At 74.4% G+C, this 26,562-nt stretch carries 23 protein-coding genes and 2 pseudogenes; 12 read left to right on the top strand and 13 right to left on the bottom strand.

The window, feature by feature from the left end:
- The first annotated feature begins 170 nt into the window (after positions 1–170).
- Positions 171–1,409 carry a zinc-dependent metalloprotease gene (locus ACQUFX_RS31075; RefSeq protein ID WP_428967133.1) on the top strand — a complete coding sequence of 413 codons (1,239 nt, stop codon included), beginning with the start codon at positions 171–173 and terminating at the stop codon, positions 1,407–1,409.
- Between the two features lie 27 nt (positions 1,410–1,436).
- Here ACQUFX_RS31075 and ACQUFX_RS31070 read toward each other — a convergent pair whose 3' ends face one another.
- Together ACQUFX_RS31070 and ACQUFX_RS31065 are read right to left on the bottom strand one after the other, a co-directional pair.
- Positions 1,437–2,045 (bottom strand): hypothetical protein, encoded by a 609-nt coding sequence (locus ACQUFX_RS31070; protein WP_428963691.1) that lies wholly within the window; start codon positions 2,043–2,045, stop codon positions 1,437–1,439.
- 82 nt (positions 2,046–2,127) lie between these two features.
- Positions 2,128–2,658: a M48 metallopeptidase family protein gene (locus ACQUFX_RS31065; RefSeq protein WP_428963690.1), complete on the bottom strand. Its 531-nt coding sequence runs from the start codon at positions 2,656–2,658 to the stop codon at positions 2,128–2,130.
- A 509-nt stretch (positions 2,659–3,167) separates the two neighbouring features.
- Here ACQUFX_RS31065 and ACQUFX_RS31060 point away from each other — a divergent pair.
- The 3 genes from ACQUFX_RS31060 (at position 3,168) to ACQUFX_RS31050 (ending at position 6,068) form a co-directional block, all read left to right on the top strand.
- Positions 3,168–3,335, top strand: coding sequence for a DUF5679 domain-containing protein (locus tag ACQUFX_RS31060; protein WP_007464795.1), 168 nt, complete (start codon positions 3,168–3,170; stop codon positions 3,333–3,335).
- A gap of 214 nt (positions 3,336–3,549) precedes the next feature.
- Positions 3,550–4,689 (top strand): TOMM precursor leader peptide-binding protein, encoded by a 1,140-nt coding sequence (locus ACQUFX_RS31055; RefSeq protein WP_428963689.1) that lies wholly within the window; start codon positions 3,550–3,552, stop codon positions 4,687–4,689.
- 50 nt (positions 4,690–4,739) lie between these two features.
- Complete coding sequence (locus tag ACQUFX_RS31050) at positions 4,740–6,068, top strand: ABC1 kinase family protein (protein ID WP_428963688.1); 1,329 nt, start codon at positions 4,740–4,742, stop codon at positions 6,066–6,068.
- A gap of 312 nt (positions 6,069–6,380) precedes the next feature.
- On the opposite strand, the gene ACQUFX_RS31045 is transcribed toward ACQUFX_RS31050, so the two are convergent.
- The 3 genes from ACQUFX_RS31045 to ACQUFX_RS31035 form a co-directional block, all read right to left on the bottom strand.
- Positions 6,381–6,746 (bottom strand): WhiB family transcriptional regulator, encoded by a 366-nt coding sequence (locus tag ACQUFX_RS31045; RefSeq protein WP_067360750.1) that lies wholly within the window; start codon positions 6,744–6,746, stop codon positions 6,381–6,383.
- Between the two features lie 137 nt (positions 6,747–6,883).
- Positions 6,884–7,144, bottom strand: coding sequence for a hypothetical protein (locus ACQUFX_RS31040; protein ID WP_428963687.1), 261 nt, complete (start codon positions 7,142–7,144; stop codon positions 6,884–6,886).
- Between the two features lie 123 nt (positions 7,145–7,267).
- Complete coding sequence (locus ACQUFX_RS31035) at positions 7,268–9,445, bottom strand: ATP-dependent DNA helicase UvrD2 (RefSeq protein ID WP_428963686.1); 2,178 nt, start codon at positions 9,443–9,445, stop codon at positions 7,268–7,270.
- 87 nt (positions 9,446–9,532) lie between these two features.
- Here ACQUFX_RS31035 and ACQUFX_RS31030 point away from each other — a divergent pair, with 87 nt between their 5' ends.
- Positions 9,533–9,775 (top strand): mycoredoxin, encoded by a 243-nt coding sequence (locus ACQUFX_RS31030; RefSeq protein ID WP_067360759.1) that lies wholly within the window; start codon positions 9,533–9,535, stop codon positions 9,773–9,775.
- Positions 9,776–9,860: 85 nt separating this feature from the next.
- On the opposite strand, the gene ACQUFX_RS31025 is transcribed toward ACQUFX_RS31030, so the two are convergent.
- A complete protein-coding gene (locus ACQUFX_RS31025; RefSeq protein WP_428963685.1) occupies positions 9,861–11,360 on the bottom strand; it encodes an MFS transporter in 1,500 nt (499 codons plus the stop codon).
- A gap of 201 nt (positions 11,361–11,561) precedes the next feature.
- Here ACQUFX_RS31025 and ACQUFX_RS31020 point away from each other — a divergent pair, with 201 nt between their 5' ends.
- From ACQUFX_RS31020 to ACQUFX_RS31010, 3 genes are all read left to right on the top strand, one after another.
- Positions 11,562–12,533, top strand: coding sequence for a helix-turn-helix domain-containing protein (locus ACQUFX_RS31020; protein ID WP_428963684.1), 972 nt, complete (start codon positions 11,562–11,564; stop codon positions 12,531–12,533).
- Positions 12,534–12,609: 76 nt separating this feature from the next.
- A complete protein-coding gene (locus tag ACQUFX_RS31015; RefSeq protein ID WP_067360761.1) occupies positions 12,610–12,843 on the top strand; it encodes a DUF397 domain-containing protein in 234 nt (77 codons plus the stop codon).
- Positions 12,844–13,092: 249 nt separating this feature from the next.
- Positions 13,093–13,365 carry a hypothetical protein gene (locus ACQUFX_RS31010; protein WP_428963683.1) on the top strand — a complete coding sequence of 91 codons (273 nt, stop codon included), beginning with the start codon at positions 13,093–13,095 and terminating at the stop codon, positions 13,363–13,365.
- Between the two features lie 241 nt (positions 13,366–13,606).
- Here ACQUFX_RS31010 and nudC read toward each other — a convergent pair whose 3' ends face one another.
- The 3 genes from nudC to ACQUFX_RS30995 all read right to left on the bottom strand — a co-directional run bounded on the left by nudC (position 13,607) and on the right by ACQUFX_RS30995 (position 17,315).
- Complete coding sequence (nudC, locus tag ACQUFX_RS31005; RefSeq protein ID WP_428967132.1) at positions 13,607–14,554, bottom strand: NAD(+) diphosphatase; 948 nt, start codon at positions 14,552–14,554, stop codon at positions 13,607–13,609.
- 116 nt (positions 14,555–14,670) lie between these two features.
- Positions 14,671–16,008 (bottom strand): M16 family metallopeptidase, encoded by a 1,338-nt coding sequence (locus ACQUFX_RS31000; RefSeq protein WP_428963682.1) that lies wholly within the window; start codon positions 16,006–16,008, stop codon positions 14,671–14,673.
- Positions 16,005–17,315, bottom strand: coding sequence for a M16 family metallopeptidase (locus tag ACQUFX_RS30995; protein WP_428963680.1), 1,311 nt, complete (start codon positions 17,313–17,315; stop codon positions 16,005–16,007). The genes ACQUFX_RS31000 and ACQUFX_RS30995 overlap by 4 nt, the downstream gene beginning before the upstream one ends.
- Before the next feature lie 291 nt (positions 17,316–17,606).
- Here ACQUFX_RS30995 and ACQUFX_RS30990 point away from each other — a divergent pair, with 291 nt between their 5' ends.
- From ACQUFX_RS30990 to ACQUFX_RS30975, 4 genes are all read left to right on the top strand, one after another.
- The gene (locus tag ACQUFX_RS30990) at positions 17,607–18,068 is read left to right on the top strand and encodes an RrF2 family transcriptional regulator (RefSeq protein WP_428967131.1); all 462 of its coding nucleotides are present in this window, start codon (positions 17,607–17,609) and stop codon (positions 18,066–18,068) included.
- Between the two features lie 85 nt (positions 18,069–18,153).
- The gene (locus tag ACQUFX_RS30985; RefSeq protein WP_428963679.1) at positions 18,154–19,248 is read left to right on the top strand and encodes an ABC transporter substrate-binding protein; all 1,095 of its coding nucleotides are present in this window, start codon (positions 18,154–18,156) and stop codon (positions 19,246–19,248) included.
- Positions 19,245–20,039: an ABC transporter ATP-binding protein gene (locus ACQUFX_RS30980; protein ID WP_428963678.1), complete on the top strand. Its 795-nt coding sequence runs from the start codon at positions 19,245–19,247 to the stop codon at positions 20,037–20,039. Before ACQUFX_RS30985 ends, ACQUFX_RS30980 begins: the two co-directional genes overlap by 4 nt.
- On the top strand, positions 20,029–20,955 hold the full coding sequence (locus ACQUFX_RS30975; RefSeq protein ID WP_428963676.1) for an ABC transporter permease: 927 nt from the start codon (positions 20,029–20,031) through the stop codon (positions 20,953–20,955). Before ACQUFX_RS30980 ends, ACQUFX_RS30975 begins: the two co-directional genes overlap by 11 nt.
- A 78-nt stretch (positions 20,956–21,033) precedes the next feature.
- On the opposite strand, the gene ACQUFX_RS30970 is transcribed toward ACQUFX_RS30975, so the two are convergent.
- The 4 genes and pseudogenes from ACQUFX_RS30970 to ACQUFX_RS30955 all read right to left on the bottom strand — a co-directional run.
- A complete protein-coding gene (locus ACQUFX_RS30970) occupies positions 21,034–22,383 on the bottom strand; it encodes a DEAD/DEAH box helicase (protein WP_428963675.1) in 1,350 nt (449 codons plus the stop codon).
- A gap of 241 nt (positions 22,384–22,624) precedes the next feature.
- Positions 22,625–22,828 carry a cold-shock protein gene (locus ACQUFX_RS30965; protein WP_067374184.1) on the bottom strand — a complete coding sequence of 68 codons (204 nt, stop codon included), beginning with the start codon at positions 22,826–22,828 and terminating at the stop codon, positions 22,625–22,627.
- A 210-nt stretch (positions 22,829–23,038) separates the two neighbouring features.
- Positions 23,039–23,800 (bottom strand): annotated as a pseudogene (locus tag ACQUFX_RS30960) (RecB family exonuclease); the annotation flags it as partial.
- A gap of 110 nt (positions 23,801–23,910) precedes the next feature.
- Positions 23,911–26,554, bottom strand: a pseudogene (locus ACQUFX_RS30955) (ATP-dependent helicase); the annotation flags it as partial.
- Positions 26,555–26,562: the final 8 nt, after the last annotated feature.

Below are 26,562 nucleotides of genomic sequence, written 5' to 3'. Positions count from 1 at the left end.
ACCGACCGTGCCCCGTCGGCCCGGCCGGCGAACCACGACTTCGCCCTCAGCGCAACGCCGGCGGGGCCGACCTGGGGCGCAGCGCGCGTACCGTAGACGTCGTGCCTGATATTCCGTTCGGTTTCGCGCTCCCGGGTGGGCAACCACCAGACCCCAACGACCCCGCGCAGATGCAGCAGTTCATGGCGCAGTTGCAGCACCTCTTCGCCGGGCCGGGCAGTGGGCCGGTCAACTGGGACCTGGCCCGCCAGGTGGCCGCCAGCCAGCTCTCCGCGGCGGGTGACCCGGCGGTCTCGCCGTACGAGCGGCACGCGGTGGAGGAGGCGCTGCGCCTGGCCGACCTCTGGCTGGAGCCCGCCTCCGACCTGCCCTCGGGGATCCGGAACTCGGTGGCCTGGAACCGCAACGAGTGGATCTACAAGACCCTGGACGTCTGGCGCAAGCTCTGCGACCCGGTTGCCAGCCGGATGGTCGGCGCGATGGGTGACCTGGTGCCGCCGGAGGCCCGCGCCCAGCTCGGGCCGATGCAGTCGATGGTCGCCACCCTCGGTGGCGCGCTCTTCGGCGGGCAGCTCGGTCAGGCGCTCGGGTCGCTCGCCGCCGAGGTGCTCTCCGCCGGGGACATCGGGCTGCCGCTCGGCCCGGCCGGCACGGCCGCGCTCGTCCCGGCCAACATCCGGGCGTACGGCGAGGGCCTGGAGCTGCCCGAGGACCAGGTACGCCTCTACGTCGCCCTCCGCGAGGCCGCCCACCAGCGGCTCTTCCAGCACGTGCCGTGGCTGCGCGGGCACGTGCTCAACGCCGTGGAGACCTACGCCGCCGGCATCCGGGTCAACCGGGAGGCGATCGAGGAGGCGATGGGCCGGCTCGACCCGAGCGACCCGGAGTCGATGCAGGCGATCGCGCTGGAGGGGATCTTCACCCCGGAGGACACCCCCGCGCAGAAGGCGTCCCTGGCCCGCCTGGAGACCGCGCTCGCCCTGGTCGAGGGGTGGGTCTGTCACGTGGTGGACAGCGCGGCCGGCGACCGGCTGCCCAGCGTGGTGAGCCTCGCCGAGGCGTTCCGGCGGCGCCGGGCGGCCGGTGGTCCGGCCGAGCAGACCTTCGCCGCGCTGGTCGGGCTGGAGTTGCGCCCGCGTCGGCTGCGTGAGGCCGCCGCGCTCTGGGCGGCGCTCACCGAGCACCGGGGCATCGCCGGCCGGGACGCCCTCTGGGGCCACCCCGACCTGCTCCCCTCCGACGACGATTTCGCCGACCCGGAGGCGTTCGCCCGCGCCCAACTCGACCTCGGTGAGCTGGAGACGTTCGACTTCAGCGCGCCGGGCGGCCCGCACGAGCAGGCCCCCGGCGAGATCGGCCGGCGCACCGACGAGCCCGGCACCGACGAGTCGGGCCCCGACCGGGCCTGACCGCGCGCCCGGCCGGTTGTGGCTCGGTCAGCCGGGTTGACCCGCGCCGGAGAGCAGGGTCCGGGTGGCCTCCCAGCCCTCCACCGCCGGGTCGAGCCGGGCCAGGTCGGCCGGGCCGCGCAGCCGGTGCCAGGCGGGGGTGACCGCCAGGTCGCCGGGGCGTGGTGCCGCCGCCCGGACCGCCGCCGGCCGGGTGCCGTCCAGGTCCAGCGCCGGCACCCAGGCCGGGACGGGCAGCCGGACGGCGACCCCGAGCAGCCCGGGTCCGGAGCCCTCGGCCGGGGCGACCGCCGCCGGGCGGCTGGTGAGCGGGCGGAGCAGCTTGCCGAGGATCAGCCCGGGTAGGTCCGGGGCGTCGGCGGCGACCACGGCCGCGTGGTCGTACCCGTCCAGGGCGGCGAAGACCGCGTTCGGGGTCGGTTCCGGAACCTCGTGGACGACCGTGCCCGGCCAGAGCACCGCGTCGGCCAGCCACCGGTCCGCCGGGGTGACCGCGACCGCCGTCTCCACCTCGTTGAGCGTGGCGAGCAGGTCCACCACGTCCTCGGCGAGCGCCGTCCGCCAGCGCACCGGGTCGATGCCGGGCGGCGACCAGGTCACCGGGGCGAGCAATGCCACCACCACACGTCGGGCCACGCCCCGACCCTAGCGCCCACCGACCGGCCCTGGCTGACCGCCGGCCGGAGCTGGCCGCGTCGGGGCCGCCGGGTGCGGTGGGTCAGGCGTCGAGGGGCGCGCCCGCCGCGGCGGCGACGCCCTCCAGGTACCCGCGGGCCCGCTCGGTGCGGGGGTACCGGCCGACCAGTGCCCAGAACTCGGCGTTGTGGCTGGGCACGATCAGGTGCGCCAACTCGTGTATGAGCACGTAGTCGAGCACCCACTCCGGCATGTCCTGCAACCGGTGCGAGATCCGGATCGTCCGGTCCGCCGGGGTGCAGGAGCCCCACCGGCCGTTCTGGTTGGTCACCCACCGCACGCTGGCCGGCACCGCCTGGCTGCCGTACTCGACGAGGTGGAGCTCGATGAGCCGGGTCGCCCGCGCCAGCAACTCGGTGTCCGACCGGGCGAGTTTCCCCTCGCGGGCGGCGAGCCGCGCGAGCATCCGGTCCACCCACTCGCTCTCCTCGGCCCGGGAGAACTGGTCCGGGATGAGCACGACGACCCGCTCGCCGTCGCGGTAGGCGGACACCGTGCGTCGTCGGCGCTGGCTGCGCCGTACCTCGACGACCGGCTTCCGCGCCCCCGTCATCAGTGGGCCGCGCAGCCTCGGAATCCTGTCACGAAGGAAAGCTAATGCGCACTGACCAGGGATCCGCAAGGGTCAACCGTCCGACACGCGCCCGGAAAATGGTGGTTGGTCGCCAGGAGTCCCGAAAAAATAATCGAGAGCACCGCTCCGGATGGCCTTCATCACCCTTCGTGGCGGCGCGGGCGGGGCGCGGGCGGACCCGCTCCACGCTAAGTGATCATCCCGGTCCGGCGCCATCCGGGGCGGCCGGAAACCTCCGCCGACCGGGTTCATCCGGCGTGTCCCCGCCAAACTGACTTATCCGGCCTTATTCGCCATGCACACTCTCGACGTCGACTTGCTCACAGTGTCGACGCACACCTGACATGGAACTGCCCAGACCTGGGTAGGGTCCGCCAGCGGTCATGAGCGTGATCGCGAGGAACGACCCAGCGCCGGAGCCTTGTGTGGCCCGCCGCCGGGCAACCCGCCGGGTCGGCACGACCGGCGGACGAGACGAGGAGGGCACCGTGGCCGACCAGGCCCAGACCTACAACGGTTACTGCGTCAAGTGCAAGGAGAAGCGGGACTTCGAGGGACACGTCGAGGTCTCGAAGACCGGCATGAACATGGCGAAAGGCAAGTGTCCGGTTTGCGGGACAACAGTGAACCGCATCCTGGGCAAGGCGAAGGTCTGACCCGCACGCACACGGGGGAGGGCGACCGGCCGGTCGCCCTCCCCCGCGGCGTGCCGGCCGGGTGATCTGGTCACCCCGCGTGTCGACTGGGCGACACAGGTTACCGGCCGGTTGTGGATATTCCACGATTTCCTGTGGACAGCCCGGGGTGGGGCGCACCACACCTGTGGACAACGAACGACGGAGCGCGGGGACTCGGTGACGATCCGTCGACATGACCCGGACCACACTCCCCCGTCCCCTGCTCCTGCCCGGCCTCACCCGGCTGTGGCGTGACCGGCACACCCTCCAGTTGGGCGTCGAGCCGGGCCGGGCGGTCCTGCTGGAGATCACCAACCCCCGGGCGGCCCGGCTGCTCGACCTGCTCGACGGCAGCCGCAGCGTCCGGGGCGTGCTGAGCCGGGCGTCGACGTACGAGGTCGCGCCGGAGGATGCCCGGGGCCTGCTCGACGCGCTCTCCGCCGCCGGTCTGGTCGTACCGGCGCACACCCTGCTCCCCCGGGACCTGGCCGGGCCGGCGCGGGCCCGGCTGACCGGCGAGGCGGACGCGCTCGCGCTCGCCCCGGCGGCGCTCCCCGGCACCCCGGCCCAGGTGCTGCGCCGACGGCGGGGTGCCCGGGTGGTGGTGACCGGCGCCGGCCGGCTCGGCGGGCCGGTCGCCGTCGCGGTGGCCCAGGCCGGCGTGGGTCACGTGGAGGTGGACCTGGGCGGCCGGGTGGGGCCGGCGGACCTGGTCGGCAGCGGGCTGACCACAGCCGACGTGGGTCGTCCCCGCGCCACCGCGTTCCGGGACGTGATCGCCGCCACCGCCCCGGGCACCGCGACCCGGCCGGGCCGCCGGCACCGGGCCGACCTGGTGGTCCAGGTCGGGACGGACCGCCCGGCGGCCCTGCTCGCCACCGGGTACGCCCAGCGCCGCCAGGCGCACCTGCTGCTCACCCTGCGCGGCGGGGTACCCGTGGTCGGGCCGCTGGTCCGGCCCCCGGTCGGCCCCTGCCTCAACTGCCTCGACCTGCACCGCGCGGACCGCGACCCGGACTGGCCGGCCCTGGCCGCCCAGCTCGCGCTCGACGGCGGGCCGGAGTCCTGCACGGTCACCACCCTGCTCGCCGCCGCCGCGTACGCCGGGGCCGAGGTGCTGGCCCACCTCGACGGCGGCACCCCGGAGACCCTCGGCGCGGCGGTGGAGATCGGCGGGGCGGGGCGGCTGCGCCGCCGGCTCTGGTCGCCGCACCCCTCCTGCGACTGCTCCGGCACCCGCCCCCGACGCACCGGCCCGAGCCGGCCCACCGCGGCCGGACCCGACCCCGGGCCGGGTGGCTGGCGGGCCTCCGGTGGGGCGGAGACCGGGTGAAGCCGGCTGCGGAGCAGCAGCCGACCCGCGAAGTCGGTAACAATGGCCGAGTGACCGACATCCCGCGCCGGGCCGTGTCCCGCACCGCCAAGCTCGCCGCCCTGCCGCTCGGCTTCGCCGGGCGGACCGTTCTGGGCATGGGAAAGCGGGTCACCGGGATCGCCTCAGACGTGATCTCCGCCGAGATCCAGCAACGCACCGCCGAGCAGCTTTTCAGCGTGTTGGGGCAGCTCAAGGGCGGTGCGATGAAGTTCGGCCAGGCGCTGTCGGTCTTCGAGGCGGCGCTGCCGGAGGAGATCGCCGCACCGTACCGGCAGGCGCTGACGAAGCTCCAGGAGGCGGCGCCCCCGCTGCCCGCCGCGAGCGTGCACAAGGTGCTCGCCGAGCAGCTCGGCCCGCAGTGGCGGGACCGGTTCACCGAGTTCGACGACTCCCCCGCCGCGGCGGCCAGCATCGGCCAGGTGCACCGGGCGGTCTGGCGGGACCCGTCCGGCGGCACCCGGAACGTGGCCGTCAAGATCCAGTACCCGGGGGCCGGTGAGGCGCTGCTCGCCGACCTCAAGCAGCTCTCCCGGCTGGGCGGGATGTTCCGGGCCATCCAGCCCGGCCTGGACGTCAAGCCACTCCTCACCGAGCTGCGGGAACGGATCACCGAGGAGCTCGACTACGAGCTGGAGGCCGAGTCGCAGCGCGCCTTCGCCGCCGCGTACGCCGACGACCCGGAGATCTTCATCCCCGAGGTGGTCTCCGCCGCGCCGCGCGTCCTGGTCACCGAGTGGGTCGAGGGCACCCCGCTCGCCGAGATCATCCGCGAGGGGAGCGAGGAGCAGCGGGACCAGGCGGGGCGGCTGATGGCGACCCTGCACCTCTCCGCGCCACCCCGGGCCGGGCTGCTGCACGCCGACCCGCACCCGGGCAACTTCCGGCTGCTGCCGGACGGCCGGCTCGGTGTGATCGACTTCGGGGCGGTCGCCCGGATGCCGGAGGGCACCCCGGAGCCGATCGGCCGGCTCGCCGGGCTGGCGCTGCGCGGCGAGGCCGAGGCGGTGATGGCCGGGCTGCGCGAGGAGGGCTTCGTCAGCCAGAGCGAGGAGATCGACGCCCAGGCGGTGCTGGACTTCGTCCGGCCGATGCTGGACCCGGTCGCCGAGGAGGAGTTCCGGTTCACCCGGGCCTGGCTGCGTGCCGAGGCGACCCGGCTGGCCAGCCCGCGCTCACCGGCCTACCAGCTCAGCCGGCACCTGAACCTGCCGCCGTCGTACCTGCTCATCCACCGGGTGACGCTGGGCTCGATCGGGGTGCTCTGCCAGTTGGAGGCGAAGGCGCCGTACCGGGCGATCCTGGAACGCTGGCTGCCCGGCTTCGCGCCGGCGTCCTGACCGACGTCGAACGGGCCCCCGCCGTACTCGGCGAGGGCCCGTTTCCGGTGTTACCGCGTGGTGTGTTACCGCGTACCCAGTTCGCGGGCCGACTGGCTGCGGCCGTTCATCGCGACGGTACGGGCGGATCGGGTCGCCTCAGTGCTCGTGGTGGTACGACCGGCCTGAGGCCGACGCATTCGGGCTCTGGACAACGCTTCGTGGAGTAGATGCATCTCGACGGCTCCGTTCTGGTGGTGCAGCAGCATGGGGGTCAACTTCCTGGTCGTCGGCGCGGCTACGGCACCGGTGCGGATACGGGTCGGGAACATGTCAGGCCGCCAGCCGGACCGCGGTGCGCGTGGCGGACAGCCCGCTGGCCGCCAGCCGCGCCTCGGCCTCGACGCGCAGCGCGGCGTCGCGGGCGACGTCCTCCTTGCGCGGACGGCCCCGGGGCCGCTTGCGCGGGACGACCGCGCCGCGCTCGAAGATCTCGCCGCCCCAGACACCCCACGGCTCGGCCCGCTCGACCGCCCCGGCGAGGCACTCGACGCGCAGCGGGCAGTCCCCGCAGAGCGACTTGGCCAGTTCGAGCTCGGCGGGCGAGTCGGAGAACCACAGATCGGGGTCGAACTTCCGGCAGGGCAGGTGCGCCTCCAACTCGACGTTCACGTCGAGGGTGGCCAACGCCAGACTCATCGTCCGGTCACCTCTCTCTCACTTCGATCTCGTGGATCGCATACCGACGTACTTCTTCGGGTGGAGCAAAAAACTGAGGCCGCGGATCCCGGTGAGCGGGTTCCGCGGCCTCGAGGTGAGCCGGTGGTCTGATCAGGTCAGACCGGTCTCCCTCGAGGTGGAACGCCGCGGGCATCCAGCAGGCGCTTCATGGCGCCCGTGTTGCCCTTGCCCGTGAAGCCACTGGTCCCCTCGATTCCGCTTGGAGTGCTGGCGAGGATCAGCTCGGCCTGAACCTCGACCTGGTGCACCTGCGGAGCCGACGGTCGTGCGACGGACGGCACGACCGGGCCGGCCGACCACGTGGCGACGGCAGCGGGCAGCGCCGCCGGACCGTGATAGCGGTTGATGATCTCCATTGGTGCCACCTCCCTGAGGTGCCTCGTGCCGACCTGGACTTAACCCCTGTGAGCAGCGCGGATGGCGCCGCTCGCGTGGTGTGCCCTGAGGCTATTCCTCGCCGCTGCACGAGGGCAAACGAATTACGGCGAGTTTTTGAAAGTTTTCTCAGGGCAGATCTCGTCGACCGGCGAGCCGCCCACCAACGCCAGCACGGCCTCGCCGTACAGGCCCAGCTTGCGGGGGCCGATACCGGCGATCGCGATCAACTCCTCCGGCCGCCCCGGCCGCCGTTCGGCCAGCGCGGTCAGCGTCGCGTCGGTGAAGACCACGTACGCGGGGACCTTCTGCGCGCCGGCCACCCGCTGCCGCCAGTCGTGCAGCCGCGCGTACAGCTCCTGGTCGATGTCGGAGGGGCAGGTCGGACAGCGGCCCAGCTTGCGGTCCGGCCCGGCGAGCAGGGTCGCCCCGCAGATCCGGCAGGAGACCACCTGCACCCGCCGCCGCTCGGTACGCCGGCCGGCGGGACCGCCCGCCCGCTCGGTACCGCCGGACCGCTCGGTGCCGCCCGGCCGCTCCAGGCGCGGCAGGAACCGGGTGGGCCGCCGGGCCCGTCCACCGGGCGAGCGGGCGGTGGCGTACGACAGCCAGAGCCACTGCCGGGCCCGGGTGATCCCGACGTAGAGCAGCCGCCGCTCCTCCTCGACCTGCTCGGCGGTGCGCGCGTACACGGTGGGCAGGGTGCCCTCGGCGAGGCCGACCAGGAACACCGCGTCCCACTCCAGCCCCTTCGCCGCGTGCAGCGAGGCCAACGTCACCCCGTCCACCGTCGGCGCGTGCTGCTGGCCGGCCCGCCGGTGCAGCTCGTCGGCGAAGGCGGCGAGAGTGACCGGGCGCTCCACCGTCGCCGCCGTTCCCACCGGCAGCAACTCCGGCGTCGAGGCGTACTCCTCGGCGAGGGCGACCAGCGCGGCGAGCGCCTCCCAGCGCTCCCGCGCCGCCCCGCCGGGCGGGGGCGCGTCCGGGGCCCAGCCCACCGCGGCGAGCGCCTCCACCACGGCGGCCGGCAGCGGGGTCTGCCCCGGGATCGACCGGGTGGCCGCGCGCAGCGCGACCATCGCCTGACGGACCTCGGCCCGCTCGAAGAACCGCTCCGCCCCCTGCACCTGGTACGGCACCTCGGCCTCGGTGAGCGCCTTCTCGTACGCCTCGGACTGGGCGTTGGTGCGGAACAGCACCGCGATCTCCCGGGCCGGGGTGCCGGCGGCCACGAGCGCCCGGCAGCGCGCCGCGACCGCGGCGGCCTCGGCCGGCTCGTCGGTGAAGATCCGCAGCTCCGGCTCGGGGCCGGTGGGGCGCTGCCCGACCAGTTCCAGCCGCAGCCGGGCCTCGGTGCCCCGGGCCTGGGCGATCACCGCGTTGGCCAGCCCGACCACCTGGGGCGTGGAGCGGTAGTCCCGGACCAGCCGGACCACCACCGCGTCCCGGTGCCGGCGCGGGAAGTCGACCAGGTACGCCGAGGTGGCCCCGGTGAACGAGTAGATGGTCTGGCTGGCGTCGCCGACCACGGTCAGGTCGTCCCGGCCGCCGAGCCAGGCGTCCAGCAGGCGCTGCTGGAGGGGGTTGACGTCCTGGTACTCGTCCACGACGAAGTGCCGGTACTGGGCGCGGACCTGCTCGGCGACGTCGGCGTGCTCCTCGATCCCCCACACCGCCGCCCGGAGCAGGTCCTCGAAGTCGATCACGCCGTTACCGCGTTTGATCTTCTCGTACGCGGCGAACACCTCGGCCACCTTCGCCGGCTCGTGCGGGGTCTCCCGCAGCGCCTTGGCCGCGGCCACCACGTACTCCGCCGGCTCCACCAGCGAGGACTTGGCCCACTCGATCTCGCCGGCCAGGTCCCGGGCGGCGGCCCGGTCGGTACGCAGGCCGGCCCGGGCGGCGGCGAGGGTGACCAGGCGCACCTTGCTGTCCAGCAGCTCGGGCATGGCCCGCCCCTCCAGCAACCGGGGCGCGAAGTAGCGCACCTGCCGCAGCGCCGCCGCGTGGAACGTCCGCGCCTGCACCCCCGGCACCCCGAGCACCGTGAGCCGCTGCCGCATCTCGGCGGCGGCGCGGGCGGTGAAGGTGACCGCCAGCACGTGCCGACCGACGATCTCACCGGTGAGCGCCCGGTGGGCGATCCGGCTGGTCACCGCGCGGGTCTTGCCGGTGCCGGCGCCCGCCAGCACGCAGACCGGGCCGGCCGGCGCGGTCACCGCCGTGCGCTGTTCCGGATCCAGTCCGGCCAGCACCCGCTCGACCCCCGAGTGAACCGCCACAGCACGGAATCATCGCAGCTTCCGATGACGTTGCAGCGACAGGACGGCTCGATCGTGAGCCACCGGACAGACGTTGGAGGACGCGAGATGGTGACCATGTATTCCACCCCGTGGTGCGGCTACTGCCACCGACTGAAGTCGCAGCTGGACCGGGAGGGCATCGGGTACGAGGTGGTCGACATCGAGCAGGACCCGAAGGCGGCCGAGTTCGTGATGAGCGTCAACGGCGGCAACCAGACCGTGCCGACGCTGCGCTTCGCCGACGGTTCCGCACTCACCAACCCCTCCATCACCCAGGTCAAGCAGCACCTCGCCAGCCTCGCCGGCTGACGTGCAAGGAAGGGCCCCTTGTTAACGCTTTCGGTAGTAGAAGGGGCCCTTCCTAACCGCCGGCGGCGGGTGACCGCGCCGGTGACTATTTGGCCGGCGGGTGGGCGCGACCGGAGCTGGGGCCGGCGGCGGGTACCCGGACGGCGGTGCCGGGGCGGCGCGGCGCGGGCAGCCGGACGGTCGGCAGCACCGGCGCAGCCACCCCGGCCGCCGACCCCGGCACCGCCACCCCCGGCACCGCCCCCGCCGCTGACGGCCCGGCCGCTGACGGCCCCGCTCCCGTTGCCACCTCCGACGCCGCTCCGGCCGACGCTGCCGGCCCGGGACCGGGAGACGGCACGGGGACGGGCGACGGCACGGGGACGGGCGACGGCACGGGGAAGGACCGGGGGGTCCGGGCCGGGGCCGGTGGGGAGAGGTGCCGGCCCTGCCAGAGGAAGCCACCGGCGGCCAGGGTCACCACGCCCACCAACAGGAACAGCAGCCGGTAGTCGAGCACGCCGACGAGCAGCGCGCCGACCCCGATCGACACCGCCTGCGGTGCGCCGACCAGCGAGTCCGCCGCCGCGGTGACCCGGCCCAGCAGGTTGGACGGGGTGGAGACCTGGACCAGCATGCTCATCCCCACCATGGTCAGTGGCAGCGCCGCACCGGTCACCAGCAGCGCGGCGAACCCGAGCCGCAGATCCGGGTAGCCGAGCGCGACGGTGGCCGCGCCGAAGAGGCCGATCCCGGTGGCGAGCGTGCCGACCTCGCCGACCCGGCGGACCACCCCGGCGGAGAGCAGGCCCCCGACCACCCCGCCGATCCCCTGTACGGTGACCAGCACGCTGACGAAGGCGGCGTCCCGGCGCAGCCCCTGGTCCACGTACGCGAAGATCAGCGACTCGGTGAACCCCATCACCAGCGAGCCCAGCCCGTACCCGAGGACCGCCCGGCGCAGCGCCGGCTGGCGGCAGAGGTGCCGCAGCCCGGACCCGAGCTCGGCGGACCAGCGCAGCGCGGGGGTGAGGGGTACCGGCTCCGGGGCCCGGACCAGGCCGACCAGCAGCGCGGCGACGACGAAGCCGGCCATGCTGATCGAGGCCAGCAGCCACCCCCCGACGGCGGTGTAGAGCGCGGCCCCGGCGAGTGGCCCGACCAGCCGCAGCCCCTGGCGGACGGTCTGCAACGCGCCGTTGGCGTCGGCGAGCAGCCCGGCCGGTACCAGGGTGGGGATCAGTCCGTTGAGCGCGGCGCCGACGGTGACCTGGGAGAGGCTGTACAGGGCCGCCACCACGTAGACGAGCCACACGTCGGTGCGGTCGCGGACGGCCAGCAGCGGGGTGAGCACCCCCGCCGCCACGAGGTTGGCGACCAGGAAGAACGGCCGACGCCGGTACCGGTCGACCACCCAGCCGACCAGCGGGGCCAGCACCTTCGGCGCGATGATCGCGAAGAGGGTCGCCCCGGCCAGGGCGTCCGAGTCGGTCAGGTCCTTGACCCAGATGGCGAGCGCGAGCAGCAGCATCAACTCGGCCGCCCGGCTGGCCACCAGGGCGGTGAAGAGCAGACGGAAGTCGCGGTGGCGCAGGACGGTGCGCATCGTGGTTCCTCCGGGCGGGGTGGCGCGCGGTCAGGCGGACACGGGGAAACGGGGGCCGACCCCGCGTCCGGCTCGGCATTTCTGCGAGACACGCCCCCGCCGGAGCTTCCCACGCCAAGCGCGCCGTCCATACTGGCCGTGGGGGGCAAATTTCATACGGTTACCGTCGCGTCCGCGACGGTCGACGGAGAAGAGGACGACGTGCCTCCTGCCTCAGTCAGCCCGATCATGCGCCGCCGCAGGTTGGGCCAGCAGTTGCGGCGGCTCCGCGAGACGGCGGGGCTCACCGGGGACCAGGTCGTGGAGCGGGTCAAGTGGGCCTCCGCCTCGAAGCTCTCCCGCCTGGAGAACGGCCGGAGCCGGCCGGACCCGGCCGACGTGGCCGCCCTCCTGGATCTCTACGGGGCGGACGAGGACGTCCGCCGGGACCTGTCCGCGATCGCGCGGGCCGCCGGTGACATGCGGGAGTGGCTGCGCCAGACGTACCCGGTGATGACCGAGCAGCAGCGGGAGTGGGCGCAGTTGGAGGCGGGCTGCGCGGAGATCTGCGAGTACAACCCGGTCCTGGTCCCCGGGCTGTTGCAGACCGCCGGGTACGCCCGGATCCGGATCGACTCGGCCCGGCTGGTCAACGAGGGCCGCACGGGCGACCACCCCGACCTGGAGGTGCGGGCCCGGCAGGCCCGGCAGTCGCTGCTGACCCGGACGCAGGACGCGCCCCGGTACACGGCCGTCCTGGAGGAGGCGGCGCTCAGCCGCCGGGCCGGCCCGCCCGACGTGCTCCTGGCGCAGGTCGCCAAGCTCCGCGAGCTGGCCACCCAGCCGAACATCGCCCTGCACGTGCTCCCCCGGGACGCCCGGCTCGGCGACGGGTACGTGCCGCCGACGGCGTTCTCGCTCTACCGGTTCGCCGATCCCCTCGATCCGGAGACACTCGCCATCGAGGCTGGTTGGACCGACCACGTGTCAACCGATACAAACATCATAAATCCCTATAAGGTCGTCTTCGAGTGGCTGCGCGAGGCGGCGCTGTCCGTGTCGGACACCCGGTCGTGGCTCGCCGAGGCAGGCGAGCGACTGGTCGAGACGGCGACCCCGTCCAGTGTGGGACACGGGCCGGCAACGGCGCCGGCCCAACGCCGCCGGCATTCCGGACGCCTGACGGAACGGTGATCGGTCCCGGGGACCGCTCCGCTGGGACGTACGGGTCACTCGTCCCATCGAAGTAGTTCACACCAGGAGCAGAACCATGAACGACATCCGAGACACCGCCCTCGCCCGGCAGTTGGTGGACGCCCCCTGGCGGACGAGCACCCGCAGCCAGACCTCGAACTGCGTCGAGGTGGCCGCCCTGCCCACCGGCCCGGCCGCGGTCGCCCTGCGCGACAGCAAGGACCGGGGCGGCCCGGTGCTGCTCTTCGACCGTGCCGAGTGGAACGGTTTCCTCGCCGGCACCCGCAACGGCGAGTTCGATCTGCGCTGACGTCCCGGGCGTCACGAGGCCGTCGGCGTACCGCCGGCGGCCTCGTCGCACATCCGGTCCGTTGCGCCGCCACCCGGGTCCGCTCCGACCCGCCGCACAGCGGCGCTGACCAGGCGTCACCCGATCGGATGGGAGAGCCAGAAGATAGGCCGGTTTCACTTGCTGAGACGGCCGCCGGGCGTACGATGACGGAAGAGTGACGTGGAAGTTCCACGAAATCTCATCCGTCGCGGCTCATCGGAGACCCCCATGCGGTTCCTGATCGTTCGCACCGACATCCGCGCCGCAGCCGACGTGGACCTCGCGGCCGTCTGGGCCGGCGGGGGCCGGCTGCGCGACGAGACGACCGTCCCGGAGACCCGCCGCCAGGTCGTGCACGCCGAGGACCGCGAGGCCGCCCTGTCGCTGGCCCGCGCGCTCTCCACGGTGGGTGCCGTCCGGGCCGGCCGACAACGGGTCAAGGTGGTCCCGCTCGACGCGCCCGCCCGCCGACGGTGGCGGGCAGGACCGCCCGCCGGCTGACGCGTCCGACGTCCGTCCTGGTCGGAGCGGCTCCCCCGCCGATCCGTTCGCCTCACCGGCCAGGGCGGCTCGGGTTCCCGGCCCGTGACCGCCGCGGCAACGACGGTCACGGGCCGGGACCGCAGGCCCGCCTGGTCCCGCCCGCCCGGCCGGGCCAGCCGGCAACCGTGGCCGGCAGGGCTCAGGCCGGCAGGGCTCAGGCCGGCAGGGCTCAGGCCGGCAGGGCTCAGGCCGGCAGGGCTCAGGCCGGCAGCGTCAGCCAGCGGCGGATCAGGAAGTACGCGATCGAGGTGGGCGTCGGCAGGCCCACCCGGCGGCCGTCCCCCGCGTCGACCGGCTCACCGGCCAGGACGGCGGCGATCTCCCGGCGGGTGAACCACCGGGCGTGGGCGATCTCGGCGGGATCGAGGCGTACCGGCTGGGCGGCGTCGGCCCGCGCCAGGAAACCCAGCATCAGCGAGCCGGGGAACGGCCAGGACTGGCTGCCGGCGTACGCGATCTCGTCGACGGTGACGCCGACCTCCTCGCGGACCTCGCGCAGCACGGCGGCCTCGGCCGACTCGCCCGGCTCGACGAAACCGGCCAGGCAGGAGAAGCGCAACCGGCCCCGGGACTGCGGCCAGGCCGCGTTGTTGCCGAGCAGGCAGCGCCCGTCCGGACCGGCCAGCCCGTCGTGGACCAGCACGATCATCGCGGGATCGGTCCGTGGCCAGGCCCGCCCGCCGGTCGGGCCGATCCGGGACCAGCCGGCCTCGTCCGGCTCGGTCGGCTGGCCGGTGGCCGGGGAGTACCCGTGTCGCAGGTGCCAGTTGGTCAGCGCCTGGGCGGTGGTGAGGATCCCCGCGTCCCGGTCGCTGAGCAGGTGGCCGACCTCGCGCAGGCTGACCGGCCGGGTACCGGGCACCGCCGGCAGGGGCGCGTCCACCGCGAAGACCGGTACGCCGTCCGGCTCGACGCCGAGGAACATCGGCCCGGGCCGCCCCGGCGCCGGCCCGGGTGCGTCGTCGGAGGTCAGCAGCGCCAGTCGCGGCGGCCCGGTCCCGGCGTGGGCCAGGGTCCGGCCGTCGTCGGCGGAGTCGAGCACCAGCACCCGGGCCCGGATCCAGGCGTCGGCGAGCCAACCCCGGTCGGTACGGCGGTGCGCCGCACGGTCCAGCGTGGTCCGGGCCAGCGGCGGCAGGTCCGGCACCCCCGCCGGCCCGCCGGCACCGTCCTGCCCATCGGCGCTGGCGGACCCGCCGGCACCGCCCTGCCCGCCGGCACTTCCGGAAGGGCCGGCGCTCCCGGGCCCGCCGGTGTCGTCGCTCACGCCGGTTCGGTCTCGACCGGGGTGAGGGCCTCCAGTTGACCCCGGATCCGGGCGGCGTCACCGAGCACCAGCACGACGCCCCGGGCGGGGGCCAGGTAGCGCGCCGCCGCCTCGGCCACGTCCTCGACGGTGGCCCCGGCGAGCCGGGCCGCGTACTCGGCCAGGAACTCCAGTCGCAGCCCGTTGCTGGCGTACGCGCTGGTCAGCGAGGCGAGCCCGGCCTGGGTGGACATCCCGAGCTGGAGGGTGCCCAGGGCGTACTGGCGGGCCTGCTCCAGCTCCTCCGCCTTCGGCGGCACCGACGCCAGCCGGCCCAGCTCGTAGACGGTCTCCAGCAGCGCCGGGCCGGTCACCTCGGTCGCCACGTCGGCGGCGGCCACCAGCACCGAGCCGGCGACCGAGTGCTCGACCAGCGAGTGCGGGCCGTACGTGTAGCCCTTGTCCTCGCGGATGTTCTCCACCCAGCGGGACGAGAAGTAGCCGCCGAAGAGGAGGTTCGCCAGTTGCAGCGGGGCGTGGTCGGGATGGGTGCGCCCGACCGCCGGCAACGCGATCCGCAGCGACGACTGCACCGAGTCGGGGCGGTCGACCAGCAGCAGCGGGCCCGGTTCGAGCGGCGGGGTGGGCGGCAGGTCGGCCCGGTGGCCGGCGCCCCGCCAGTCGCCGAGCGCCCGCTCGGCCGCGTCCAGGGCCCGGTCCGGCTGGACGTCGCCGACCAGCACCAGCACCGCCTCGGCCGGATGCACCCGGTCGGCGTGCAGCTGGCGCAGCGCGGCCGGGCGGACGGCGCGGATCTGGTCGGGCTCCGGCGTCTGCACCGCGTACGGGTGCCGGCCGTAGATCCGCTTCAGCAGCGCGGCCCGCGCCAGGTGCGCCGGCTGGCTCTGGGCCACCTGCACCCGGTCGATCAACCGGTCCCGCTCGGTGGCCACCTCCCCGTTCGGGTACGTGGCCCCGGTGAGCACCTCGGCGAGGATCTCCAGCATCCGGTCCAGGCCGGTGACCAGCCCGGCGCCGGTGACCATCAGCCGGTCCGGGTCGAGCCCGGCGGTGAGCCCACCGCCGACCTTCTGCAACTCGGCGGCGATCTGCACGCTCGACATCGTCGGGGTGCCGGAGAGCAGGGTCTGCGACAGCAGCGCCCCCCGGGCCAGGTGGGTCCGGCCGAACGGCATCCAGAGCCGCAGCTCCACCAGCGGGACCGCCGGGCGACGTACCGCGATCACGGTGAGGCCGTTCGGCAGCCGCCGCTCGGCCTGCTTCGGCGGCTTCAGCCGACGGTTCGGCCCCAGCGGGGGCAGCGTACGGACGGCGGTGTCGACGGTCGCCGTCACCTGGCACCTCCCGGAATGACCTCGATCGACGCGCGGCGCTCCGGCCGCAGGGTGGCGGCGGCGGCCCGGACCTGGTCGGTGGTGACCCCGCCGACCAGCCGGGGCAACTCGTTGAGCAGGCCGGGCTCGCCGCGCTGCTGTTCCAGCACGGCCATCCGCAGCGCCCGCCCGAGCACCGCGTCGGTGTCGCGCAGCAGGTGGGTCGCCATCCGGGCCTGGGTCCGGGCCAGCTCGTCGGCGGGCAGCCCGTCGGTGGCGAGCCGGTCCAGTTCCTCGTCGACGACGCGCAGCACCTTGTCCACGTCCCCACCGGGCGGCAGGTGCGCCTGGAGCAGCAGGGCGGTGGGGTCACGGACGTCGAACGGGTCGCCCATGAAGCCGAGGTACCCGCTGAGCCCGGTCACCGCGCGGTCCCGCTGGACCAGCCGCTCGACCAGGCGGGACGCCTCCCCGTCGGTGAGCACCTCGGCCAGCACCACGTACGGCAGGTAGCCGGCGAAGTCGCCGATCGGGTCGGGTACCCGCCAGGCCGCCGCCACCGCCGGCAGCGGCGCGAGGCGGTCGGTGTACGTCTGCCGGCGCTCGGCGGTCAGGTCCGGCTCGGCGAAGTCGGGCCGGCGCGGGGCGGGCCGGGCCGGGACGTCGCCGAAGTGCCGTTCGATCAGCGCGGTCGCCTCGGCCGCGTCGAGGTCCCCGCTGACCGCGAGCACGGCGTTGCCGGTGGCGTAGTACCGGCGGAAGAAGTCGGTGGCCTCGTCGACCGTGGCCGACTCCAGGTCGGTGAAGGAGCCGTACCCGTCGTGGGCGTTGGGGAAGGTGTCGAACATGACCGGCGGCAGGGTCAGCCAGGGGAATCCGCCGTACGGCCGGTTCAGCACGTTGACCCGGATCTCCTCCTTGACCACGTCGACCTGGTTGCGGAGGTTCTCCCCGGTCAGCCGGGGGCCGCGCATCCGGTCGGCCTCCAGGAACAGCGCCCGTTCCAGGGCGTTGCTCGGCAGGGTCTCGTAGTAGTCGGTGTAGTCCAGGTGGGTGGAGCCGTTGAAGGTGCCCCCGGCGCCCTGGACGTGCCGGAAGTGGGCCAGCTTCTCCAGGTTCTCCGAGCCCTGGAACATCAGGTGTTCGAAGAGGTGGGCGAAGCCGCTGCGCCCCTCCGGCTCGGACCGGATGCCGACGTCGTAGAGGACCGCCACCCCGACGACCGGGGCGCTGCGATCCGGGGTCAGCACCACCCGCAGGCCGTTGTCGAGGGTGAACCGCTCGACCGGGTACTTCGTCGCTGGAATTCTGGATCTCCGCGCCACCACAGGACGACCTTAACCCGCCGGCCCCGAGCACCGCGCCGACTGCTCGACCCGAGGCCGGGGGCGGGGGCGGGCGGCCGGTTCTCCGGGCCGGTCGGCCGAGCCGGCGCCGGTCCGCGCGCTTTGCCCCGCTCGCCGGGATGTGCGCGCTCTTCCACGATCCGGATCCCGGCTTGACCGGAGCCACCCACATGACCCAGTATCCCTATCAATCAGGTAGGAGAACTCTAAATTTCCGACCCGACGGGCCCCGCGCGGCCATCGGGCACCACAGTGACAGGAATCGATGCGGCGATGTACGTGCTGGCTCGCGGCGACTACGCCCTCCGGGCCATGCTGGCCATCGCCGCGGCGCGTGAGGGCCTGGTCAAGGCCGCCGCCCTCGCCGCCAGCCAGGACATCCCGCTCAGCTTCCTGCAGGGCATCCTGCTGGACCTGCGCCGGGGCGGCCTGCTGTACAGCCACCGGGGCGTCGAGGGCGGCTACACCCTCGCCCGGCCGGCTGCGGAGATCTCCGTCGGGGACGTCCTGCGCGCGGTCAGCGGCGTCCTCACCGTGGTCCGTGGACTGCCGGCCGACACCACCAGCTACCGGGGCGCCGCCGCCGGTCTGCGCCGGGTGTGGCTCGACATCCACCAGGCGATCGGCGACGTCGTCGACCGCACCAGCCTCGCCGACCTGCTCGGCGGGGACGGTGTGATCCCGACGCCCGCCGTGGAGGCCGCGCACACCGGCAAGGGAGCCGGGCCGACCTGACCGCACCAGCCCTTCTCACACATCCCGATATCCCCCTTTCCGAGCACACCCGATCAGGGGTCCTCCCCTCATGTCTGGAGTCGCAATGAACTCGCGCACCTCCCGCTTCTGGCGGGTACGCGGCACCCGCGTCCTCGCCGCGACCGCCGCCGCGCTGCTGGCGGTCACCGGCCTCGCCGCCTGCGGCGGCGACGGTGACGGTGCCGGCGACGGGTCCGGCGAGGCCACCGAACTGCGCCTCGGTCTCTTCCCGAACATCACCCACGCCCCGGCCCTGGTCGGCGTGCAGAACGGCATCTTCGCCGAGAAGCTGGGCAGCGACATCAAGCTCAGCACCACCCCGTTCAACGCCGGGCCGTCCGCGATCGAGGCGCTGTTCAACGGCGCGATCGACGCCACCTACATCGGCCCGAACCCGGCGATCAACGGCTGGGCGCAGTCGAAGGGCAGCGCGCTGCACATCATCGCGGGCAGCACCTCGGGCGGCGCCGCCCTGGTGGTCAAGCCGGGCATCAACAGCGTGCAGGACCTGCGCGGCAAGAAGATCGCCACGCCGCAGCTCGGCAACACCCAGGACGTGGCGCTGCGCTACTGGCTCAAGAAGCAGGGCCTCAAGACCGACACCAGCGGCGGCGGCGACGTCTCGGTGCTGCCCACCCCGAACTCGGAGATCATCACCGCGTTCGGCAGCGGCGCGCTGGACGGCGCGTGGGTGCCCGAGCCGCACCTGAGCCGGCTGGTCCTCGAACACGGCGCGAAGGTGCTGCTGGACGAGAAGGACGAGTGGCCCGGCGGGGAGTTCGTCACCACCCACCTGATCGTCCGCAAGGAGTTCCTCGACAAGAACCCCGGCCTGGTCAAGAAGCTCCTGGAGGGGCACATCGCGGCCGTCGACTTCGTCAACGGCAACCAGGCGCAGGCCGCGAAGGCCGCGAACGACCAGCTCCAGGCGCTCAGCGGCAACACGCTCAAGGAGGAGATCCTCAAGGCCTCGTTCGCCAACCTGACCTTCACCGTCGACCCGGTCGCGCCCTCGCTGTACGGCAGCGCCAAGCACGCCGAGGAGGTCGACCTGCTCGACCCGGTCGACCTGAACGGCATCTACCACCTCGGCCCGCTCAACGACCTGCTCAAGGCGGCCGGCAAGCCCGAGGTCAGCGCCGAGGGCGGCAGCTCGTGAGCCTGCTCGACCGAGGCGTCGTCGGGGCGGCCGGGTCCGGGGACACCCCCGGGCCGGTCCGCCTCGGCGGCGTGTCCAAAGCGTACGGGCGGGGACGGTCCGCCCTGCTCGCCCTCGACCGGGTCTCGCTGACCGTCGAGCCGGGCGAGTTCGTCTGCCTGCTCGGTGCCTCCGGGTGCGGCAAGAGCACCCTGCTCTCCCTGGTCGCCGGGCTCGACCCGGCCAGCGGCGGCACCATCGACCTCGGCGGTCACCGGGTGTCGATGATGTTCCAGGAGCCGGCGCTGTTCCCCTGGCTGACCGTGTCGCGAAACGTGGAGATCGCGATGCGGCTGCGCGGTGTCGGCCGCGAGCAGCGGCGGGAACGGGCCGCCGCGCTGCTGGAGACCGTCCGGCTCACCGGGTTCGGGCACAAGCGACCGCACGAGCTCTCCGGCGGGATGCGGCAGCGGGTCGCGCTGGCCCGCGCCCTGGCGCAGGACGCCGACCTGCTGCTGATGGACGAGCCGTTCGGCGCGCTGGACGCGATGACCCGCGACATCCTGCACGACGAGCTGGAACGCATCTGGCGGGAGCGGTCACTGACCATGCTCTTCGTCACGCACAACGTGCGTGAGGCGGTCCGGCTCGGCGACCGGGTGATCCTGCTCAGCAGCCGGCCCGGCCGGATCACCGAGGAGTTCCCGGTCGAGCAGCCCCGGCCGCGCCGGATCGACTCCCCCGAGGTCGCCGGGCTCGCCGCCACCATCACCGACCGGCTCCGCGCGGAGGTGTCCCGCCATGCCCAGTGAAACCCCGACCACCGGGCCGGTGCTCGCCGACCCGGACACCGCACGCCGGCAGCCGGGCGGCTCCACCGCCGACGAGGTCACCGGCCTGGACGCGCTCGAACTCGCGTCGACCCGGGCCGACGGCCGGGCCGCCGACGTCGGTCGGGCGGTGTGGAGCACCACCTGGCCGAAGCTGCTCGCCATCGCGCTGGTCATCGCCGCCTGGCAGGTGCTCTACCTGAGCGAGTGGAAGCCCCCCTTCGCGCTGCCCGCGCCGATGACCGTCTTCGACGACCTCCGGGAGTTGGTGGTCAGCCCGGACTTCCCCCGGGCCATCGCCATCACCGCCCAGCGGGCGCTCACCGGCTTCCTGCTCGCCGTGGTCATCGGCACGCTGATCGGCGCGGCGGTGGCCCGGTTCCGGCCGCTGCGCGCCGCGATCGGGTCGTTGATCACCGGTCTGCAGACCATGCCGTCGATCATCTGGTTCCCGTTCGCGATCCTGCTGTTCCAGATCAGCGAGACGGCGATCCTGTTCGTGGTGGTGATCGGCGCGGCCCCGTCGATCGCCAACGGGCTGATCGGCGGGATCGACTACGTGCCGCCGACCTGGCTGCGGGTCGGCAAGGTGCTCGGGATGCGCGGCCTGTCGCTCTACCGGTTCCTGATCCTGCCGGCGTCGCTGCCGTCATTCATCTCCGGGCTCAAGCAGGGCTGGGCGTTCGCCTGGCGCAGCCTGATGGCCGGTGAGCTGCTGGTGATCGTGGCCGGGCAGGGCTCCATCGGTTCGCTGATGCAGGGGGCCCGGGAGTTCAACAACGCGCCCCGGCTGCTCTCCTGGATCATCATCGTGCTGGTGCTCGGCATCCTGGTGGACATCCTGTTCAACGCCGCCGACAACGCGCTGCGCCGACGGTGGGGCCTCCAGCAGAGCTGACCGTCGGGTACGGCACCGGCCGCGTACCCGCCCCAGTGGGCGGGTACGCGGCCGGTTGGCCGTCGGCGGACGGCGTGGTCAGGAGGCGCGTGGACGGCGCGGACGGCGGGACCGGCCCGGGGCCCGCCGCCGGCCACCCCCGTCACCCGGTGCCGCCGCCGACGCGGTCGACGCCGGAGCCGGCGGGGCGGCGATGGTCACCGGTACGCCGGAGGGCTCCCGGGCGCCGGTGACCCGGGCCAGCCCGGTCTCGTCCCGGACCGGGTGCGGCCGGATGCCGGCGGCGGTCATCAGCCGGGACACGTCCCGCCGCTGCTCGGGCAGGACCAGGGTGACCACGGTGCCGGACTCCCCCGCGCGGGCGGTCCGGCCGCCCCGGTGCAGGTAGTCCTTCGCCTCGGTCGGCGGGTCGACGTTGACCACCAGGTCCAGCCCGTCCACGTGGATGCCCCGGGCCGCCACGTCGGTCGCCACCAGGGCGGTCACCTGACCGTTGCGGAACTGCTCCAGGATCCGGGTCCGCTGCGGCTGCGACTTCCCACCGTGCAGCGCGGCGGCGCGTACCCCCTTGGTGAGCAACTGCCGGGCCACCCGGTCGGCGCGGTGCTTGGTCCCGATGAACAGGATGGTGCGCCCGTCGCGGGCGGCGATCCGGGCCAGCGTGGCCGGCTTGTCGGCGGCCTCCACGTGCAGCACGTGGTGGGCCATCGCGGTCACCGTCGCGGTGCCCGGGTCCACCGAGTGCGCCACCGGGTCGGTGAGGAACCGGCGGACCAGTCGGTCCACGCCACCGTCGAGGGTGGCGGAGAAGAGCAGCCGCTGCCCGTCCGGGGCGACCTGCTCCAGCAGCTTCGTCACCTGGGGCAGGAAGCCCATATCGGCCATCTGGTCGGCCTCGTCGAGCACGGTCACCTCGACCTGGTCGAGCCGGGCGTCACCCCGGTCGATCAGGTCGTGCAGCCGGCCCGGGGTCGCCACCAGCACCTCGGCCCCGGCCCGCAGGGTCTCCGCCTGCCGGTTCAGGGAGAGCCCGCCGACGACCGTGGCGGTCCGCAGGCCGACCGCGCGGGCGTACGGGTGCAGGGCGGCGGTCACCTGCTGGGCCAGTTCCCGGGTCGGTACCAGCACGAGGGCGAGCGGCCGGCCGGCGCGGGCCCGCCGGCCCGCCGTCCGGTGCAGCAGCGCCAGCCCGAAGGCGAGGGTCTTGCCGGAGCCGGTCCGGCCCCGGCCGAGCACGTCCCGGCCGGCGAGCGCGTCCGGGAGGGTGGCCGTCTGGATCGGGAACGGCCGGTCGATGCCCTGCGCCGTCAGGGCGGCCAGCAGCGCCGGGGCGAGCCCGGTCGCGGCGAACGTCGGCCCGTCCGGGGTCGACGCGGTGGGCGCGGGCGGGACGGCCGACGGGATCGTCGACCGGGATGCCGGCGACATCTTCGCCGACGGTCTCGTCGACGGGGCGGAAACAATCATGGTGAAGCCTTCCTCGACGCGGCACGTGTCGAGGAGGCGCGCTGGACGGCGCGGTCACCGGCGGCGGGGCCGCCGGTGGTCACAAGCACGAACCGGGGTGGGGCGGCCAGCCCCGTCCCGCCCGCCGGGAGCGGTACGGGACGGGGCGGCCGCAGCACCGCGTCCGGGTGGACGCGGTGGAAGTCGCGGTGGTCGCCGCGGCTCAGAGCGGGCGGATGTTCTCCGCCTGCGGGCCCTTCTGGCCCTGGGTCACCTCGAACTCGACCCGCTGGTTCTCGTCCAGCGACCGGTAGCCGGAGGTCTGGATCGCCGAGAAGTGGGCGAAGACGTCGGCGCCGCCGCCGTCCGGGGTGATGAAGCCGAAGCCCTTGTCAGCGTTGAACCACTTGACGGTGCCAATTGCCATCTGTTTCGTCTCCTTGACGGAACGTCTCGCCCGCACCTGTTGCGGGTCGAGGGGAGCGCCCGCGCACGGTCGCACGGGTCGCGATGTCGCTGCTGGTCGCCCCGCCCGGAGAACTCCGGACACAACAAAGTGCGCCTGGGGCCACAATCCGCCAGGCGCACACAGAGTCTCTGGAAACCAAAACTGCAACGCAGCCAAGATACCACGACATCAGCCGGCGGCGCGCCCGTTCGCCGATGTTTCCGCCCGACCAGTGCCCGGCGCTGCCGGCGGGCCGGTGCCCGGCGCCTCCGGCAGGCCGGTGATCAGCTCGGTCAGCCCGTCGGTGTCGAGCAGGTCCGCCGGGCGGACGGTCACCCCCTCCCGGACGTAGTGGAAGGCGGCGCCCACCCGGTCCACCGGCACCCCGGCCAGCTCCGCCCAGGCCAACCGGTAGACCGCGAGCTGGACGGCGGCGGCCCGTGCCTCCTCGCCGGCCGGCTGCCGCCCGGTCTTCCAGTCGACCACGTCGTACCGCCCGCCGGGGCGGGCGAAGACCGCGTCCATCCGCCCCCGGACCACCACCTGCGCGATCACCGTGGCGAACGGCACCTCCACCTCCACCGGTACCCGGTCGGCCCACTCGCTGGCCAGGAAGCGCTCCTGCAACTCGACCAGGGCCTCGTCGGGCGCGGCGTCGGCGTCGGCGGCACCGGGCAGCTCGTCCAGGTCGAGCAGCCGGTCCGCCCCGAACCGCTGCTCCAGCCAGGTGTGGAAGGCCGTCCCCCGCCGGGCGTACGGGCTGGGCGGGGAGGGCATCGGCCGGCGCAGCGTACGGGCCAGCTCCGCCGGGTCCCGGCGCAGGGCGACGAGCTGCGTCACCGAGAGCTGCGCGGGCAGCAGCACCTCCACCGCGTCCGCCCGGCGCAGCAACTCGGCCCGCTCGGCCAGCAGGAGGTCCGCCTCCCGCCGCCACCGCGCCACCTCCGGGTCCCCGCCCCCGACCGGCCCGCCCGCAGACGGAACGTGCTCCGGCGAAGCGTGCTCACGCGGGGCGCGCCCAGGCGAAGTCTGCTCCGGCGGGGCGTCCTGGCGGGGGGCGTCGGCGGCGAGGAAGCGGCGGACCAGGGCGGCGGCCTCGGCGAGCGCGGGGCGACGGGCACCGAGCGGGTCGGCCGGCCACTCGGCGCGGAGCACCACCTCGGTGGTCGGGTTCACCGCGTCACCGGCCGGTTCCGGCGCCCACTCGTCGACCACGTACCCGGGGCCGCCGTCCAGGCAGGCGTCGTGCACCTCGCGGAGGAAGACCGACGCGCCCCGGGGGCGCTTCGTCCCCTCCCCCCACCAGTACCCGGAGCAGAGCAGCAGCCGCCGGGGCCGGGTCACCGCCACGTACGCCAGCCGGCGTTCCTCCCGCTCGTCGTGCGCCCGCCAGGCATCGGTGAAGTCCGCCACGGCACGGGCCACCCCACGCTGGTCCGCGACCTCGGTCAGGTCCAGCTCCGGGAGCCCGTCGGCGTCCCCGCGCAGCGGGAAGGGCAGCACCCCGAGACCGCCCAGCCAGTGGTCGGAGTTGCGGGCCGACCCCGGCCAGGCGCCCCGGGTCAGCCCGGCCACCGCCACCACGTCCCACTCCAGGCCCTTGGCGGCGTGCGCGGTGAGGATCTGCACCGCCCCCTCCACCACCTCGACCTCGCCGGGGGTGAGCCCGCGCTCGGAGTCCTCGGCGGCGGCGAGGAAGGCCAGGAACCCGGCGAGGGTGGCGCCCGGCGTCTCGCCGCTGAACCGGGCCGCCACGTCGGCGAGCGCGTCCAGGTGCCCCCGGGCCAGCCCGGCGTCGCCCGCGCCGTCCCGGCCGGCCCGCACCGCCACCTCGACGTCCAGGCCGGTGGTCCGCTCGATGTCCGCGATCAGCTCCGGCAGGGTCTGGTCCAGCCGGTACCGCAGCAGCGCCAACTCCTGGGCGTACGCGCGCAGCCGGGCGTACCCCTCCGCCGAGTACGCCTGCGCCGGCCCGAGGTCGGCCAGCGCCTCCACCAGCGTCGCCTCGTCGAGGACGTCGACGGTGACCTCCGGCTCCGGCCGCCCGGCCACGTCGGTCGGGCCGGACAGCTCCCGGCGGGCGTTGGCGAGCGACCGGGCCCGCCGGTGCAGGGCCACCAGGTCCCGGGGCCCGATCCGCCAGCGGGCGCCGGTGAGCAGCCGCAGCAGGGCCGCCCCGTCGGTCGGGTCGGCCAGGACCCGCAGCGTGCACACCACGTCCCGGACCTCGGGCGTGTCCAGCAGCCCACCCAGCCCGACCACCTCGACCGGCAGCCCCCGCGCCCGCAGCGCCGACTCGACGGCCGGGATCTGGCTGCGGACCCGGACCAGCACGGCGGTGGTCGGGCGTCGGGTCACCGGGATCTGCTCGGGCAGCGCTCCGGGCATCCGGGCGGCCCCCTGCCAGGCGGCCAGCACGCTGTCGGCGATCCAGTCGGCCTCCTCGGCGTACGTGCCGAGCAGCGCGCAGTGCAGCGTCCCGCCGGCCGCCCCGCCCGGGGTACGGTGCGGGATCGGCTCGGCGACGCTCAGCGCGGCCCGCAGCTCCGGCACCCGGGCACCGGCCGCCCGCAGCGGCGTGGCCAGGGCGTTCGCCACCGCCAGGATCTCCGGCCGGTTACGCCAACTGGTGGTGAGGCCGAGCACCCGGGCCGGAGCCCCGTCGACGCGGGCGAAGGCGGCGGGGAAGCGGTCCAGCGTGCCGGCGCTCGCCCCGCGCCAGCCGTAGATCGACTGGCACGGGTCCCCGACGGCGGTGACCGGGTGCCCGCCGCCGAAGAGGGCGTTGAGCAGCACCACCTGCGCGTGGCTGGTGTCCTGGTACTCGTCGAGCAGCACCACCCGGAACCGGTCCCGCTCGATCTCGCCGACCCCCGGGTGGTCCCGGGCGACCCGCGCCGCGCGGGCCAACTGGTCGGCGAAGTCCATCGCCTCGAAGTCCTCCTTGCGCCGGGCGTACGCGCGCACCAGCGGGAGCAGCTTCAGCCGGGTCTGCTGGAGCGCGAGGGCTTTGCGCACGTCCGCGTAGATCCGTCCCGGACGGGACTGCACCTCGGCGAAGAACCGGCCGGTCCAGGCGGCCAGAGTGTCCGGGTCGACCAGGTGCTCGTCCAGCTCCCCGGCGAGCGCCAGCACCGCGTCGGTGATGGTGCTCGGCATCCGGTCCACCCCGGACATGTCCCCGTCGTAGTTGCGCACCAGCAGGTCCACCAACTGCCAGCGGGACGCCTCGGTGAGCAGCCGGGTCGCCGGCTCGTACCCGGCGCGCAGCCCGTGCTCGGTGACGATCCGTGCCGCGTACGAGTGGTACGTGGCGACCGTCGGCTCACCGGCCAGCGGGTCGTCCACCGGGTCGCGCGCCTGCCGGCCCAACCGGCGGACCAACTGGTCCAGCCGGGTACGCACCCGGTGCGCCAGCTCACCGGCGGCCTTGCGGGTGAAGGTGAGCCCGAGGACGTGCTCCGGCCGGACGTACGAGTTCGCCACCAGCCAGACCACCCGGGCGGCCATCGTCTCGGTCTTGCCCGACCCGGCGCCCGCCACCACCAGCAGCGGCTCCACCGGCGCGGCGATGATCGCCGCCTGTTCCCGGGTCGGGGCGGGCAGCCGGAGCAGCTTCGCCAGCTCGACCGGGGTGTACCGGGGCCCGGCGTCGGCCGCCCGGGGCACCGGGGGCGCGGCGCGGAACAGGGCGGGCTGCGTCACGACGCTCG

This window comes from Micromonospora fluostatini (assembly GCF_050410825.1).
Classification (GTDB): domain Bacteria; phylum Actinomycetota; class Actinomycetes; order Mycobacteriales; family Micromonosporaceae; genus Micromonospora; species Micromonospora rosaria.
The sequence above is the reverse complement of the archived record's forward strand: the minus strand, read 5'-3'. Positions and strand labels throughout refer to the sequence as shown.

What these genes read in the sequence shown, in the direction of transcription:
- ACQUFX_RS31015 (WP_067360761.1), top strand. Translation starts at nt 12,610, where the DNA reads ATGAACGACATCCGAGACACCGCCCTCGCCCGGCAGTTGGTGGACGCC.
- ACQUFX_RS30965 (WP_067374184.1), bottom strand. Translation starts at nt 22,828, where the DNA reads ATGGCAATTGGCACCGTCAAGTGGTTCAACGCTGACAAGGGCTTCGGC.
- ACQUFX_RS31030 (WP_067360759.1), top strand. Translation starts at nt 9,533, where the DNA reads ATGGTGACCATGTATTCCACCCCGTGGTGCGGCTACTGCCACCGACTG.
- ACQUFX_RS31040 (WP_428963687.1), bottom strand. Translation starts at nt 7,144, where the DNA reads ATGGAGATCATCAACCGCTATCACGGTCCGGCGGCGCTGCCCGCTGCC.
- ACQUFX_RS31010 (WP_428963683.1), top strand. Translation starts at nt 13,093, where the DNA reads ATGCGGTTCCTGATCGTTCGCACCGACATCCGCGCCGCAGCCGACGTG.
- ACQUFX_RS31025 (WP_428963685.1), bottom strand. Translation starts at nt 11,360, where the DNA reads ATGCGCACCGTCCTGCGCCACCGCGACTTCCGTCTGCTCTTCACCGCC.
- ACQUFX_RS30985 (WP_428963679.1), top strand. Translation starts at nt 18,154, where the DNA reads ATGAACTCGCGCACCTCCCGCTTCTGGCGGGTACGCGGCACCCGCGTC.
- ACQUFX_RS31075 (WP_428967133.1), top strand. Translation starts at nt 171, where the DNA reads ATGCAGCAGTTCATGGCGCAGTTGCAGCACCTCTTCGCCGGGCCGGGC.
- ACQUFX_RS30975 (WP_428963676.1), top strand. Translation starts at nt 20,029, where the DNA reads ATGCCCAGTGAAACCCCGACCACCGGGCCGGTGCTCGCCGACCCGGAC.
- ACQUFX_RS30970 (WP_428963675.1), bottom strand. Translation starts at nt 22,383, where the DNA reads ATGTCGCCGGCATCCCGGTCGACGATCCCGTCGGCCGTCCCGCCCGCG.
- ACQUFX_RS30990 (WP_428967131.1), top strand. Translation starts at nt 17,607, where the DNA reads ATGTACGTGCTGGCTCGCGGCGACTACGCCCTCCGGGCCATGCTGGCC.
- ACQUFX_RS31065 (WP_428963690.1), bottom strand. Translation starts at nt 2,658, where the DNA reads ATGACGGGGGCGCGGAAGCCGGTCGTCGAGGTACGGCGCAGCCAGCGC.
- ACQUFX_RS31055 (WP_428963689.1), top strand. Translation starts at nt 3,550, where the DNA reads ATGACCCGGACCACACTCCCCCGTCCCCTGCTCCTGCCCGGCCTCACC.
- ACQUFX_RS31045 (WP_067360750.1), bottom strand. Translation starts at nt 6,746, where the DNA reads ATGAGTCTGGCGTTGGCCACCCTCGACGTGAACGTCGAGTTGGAGGCG.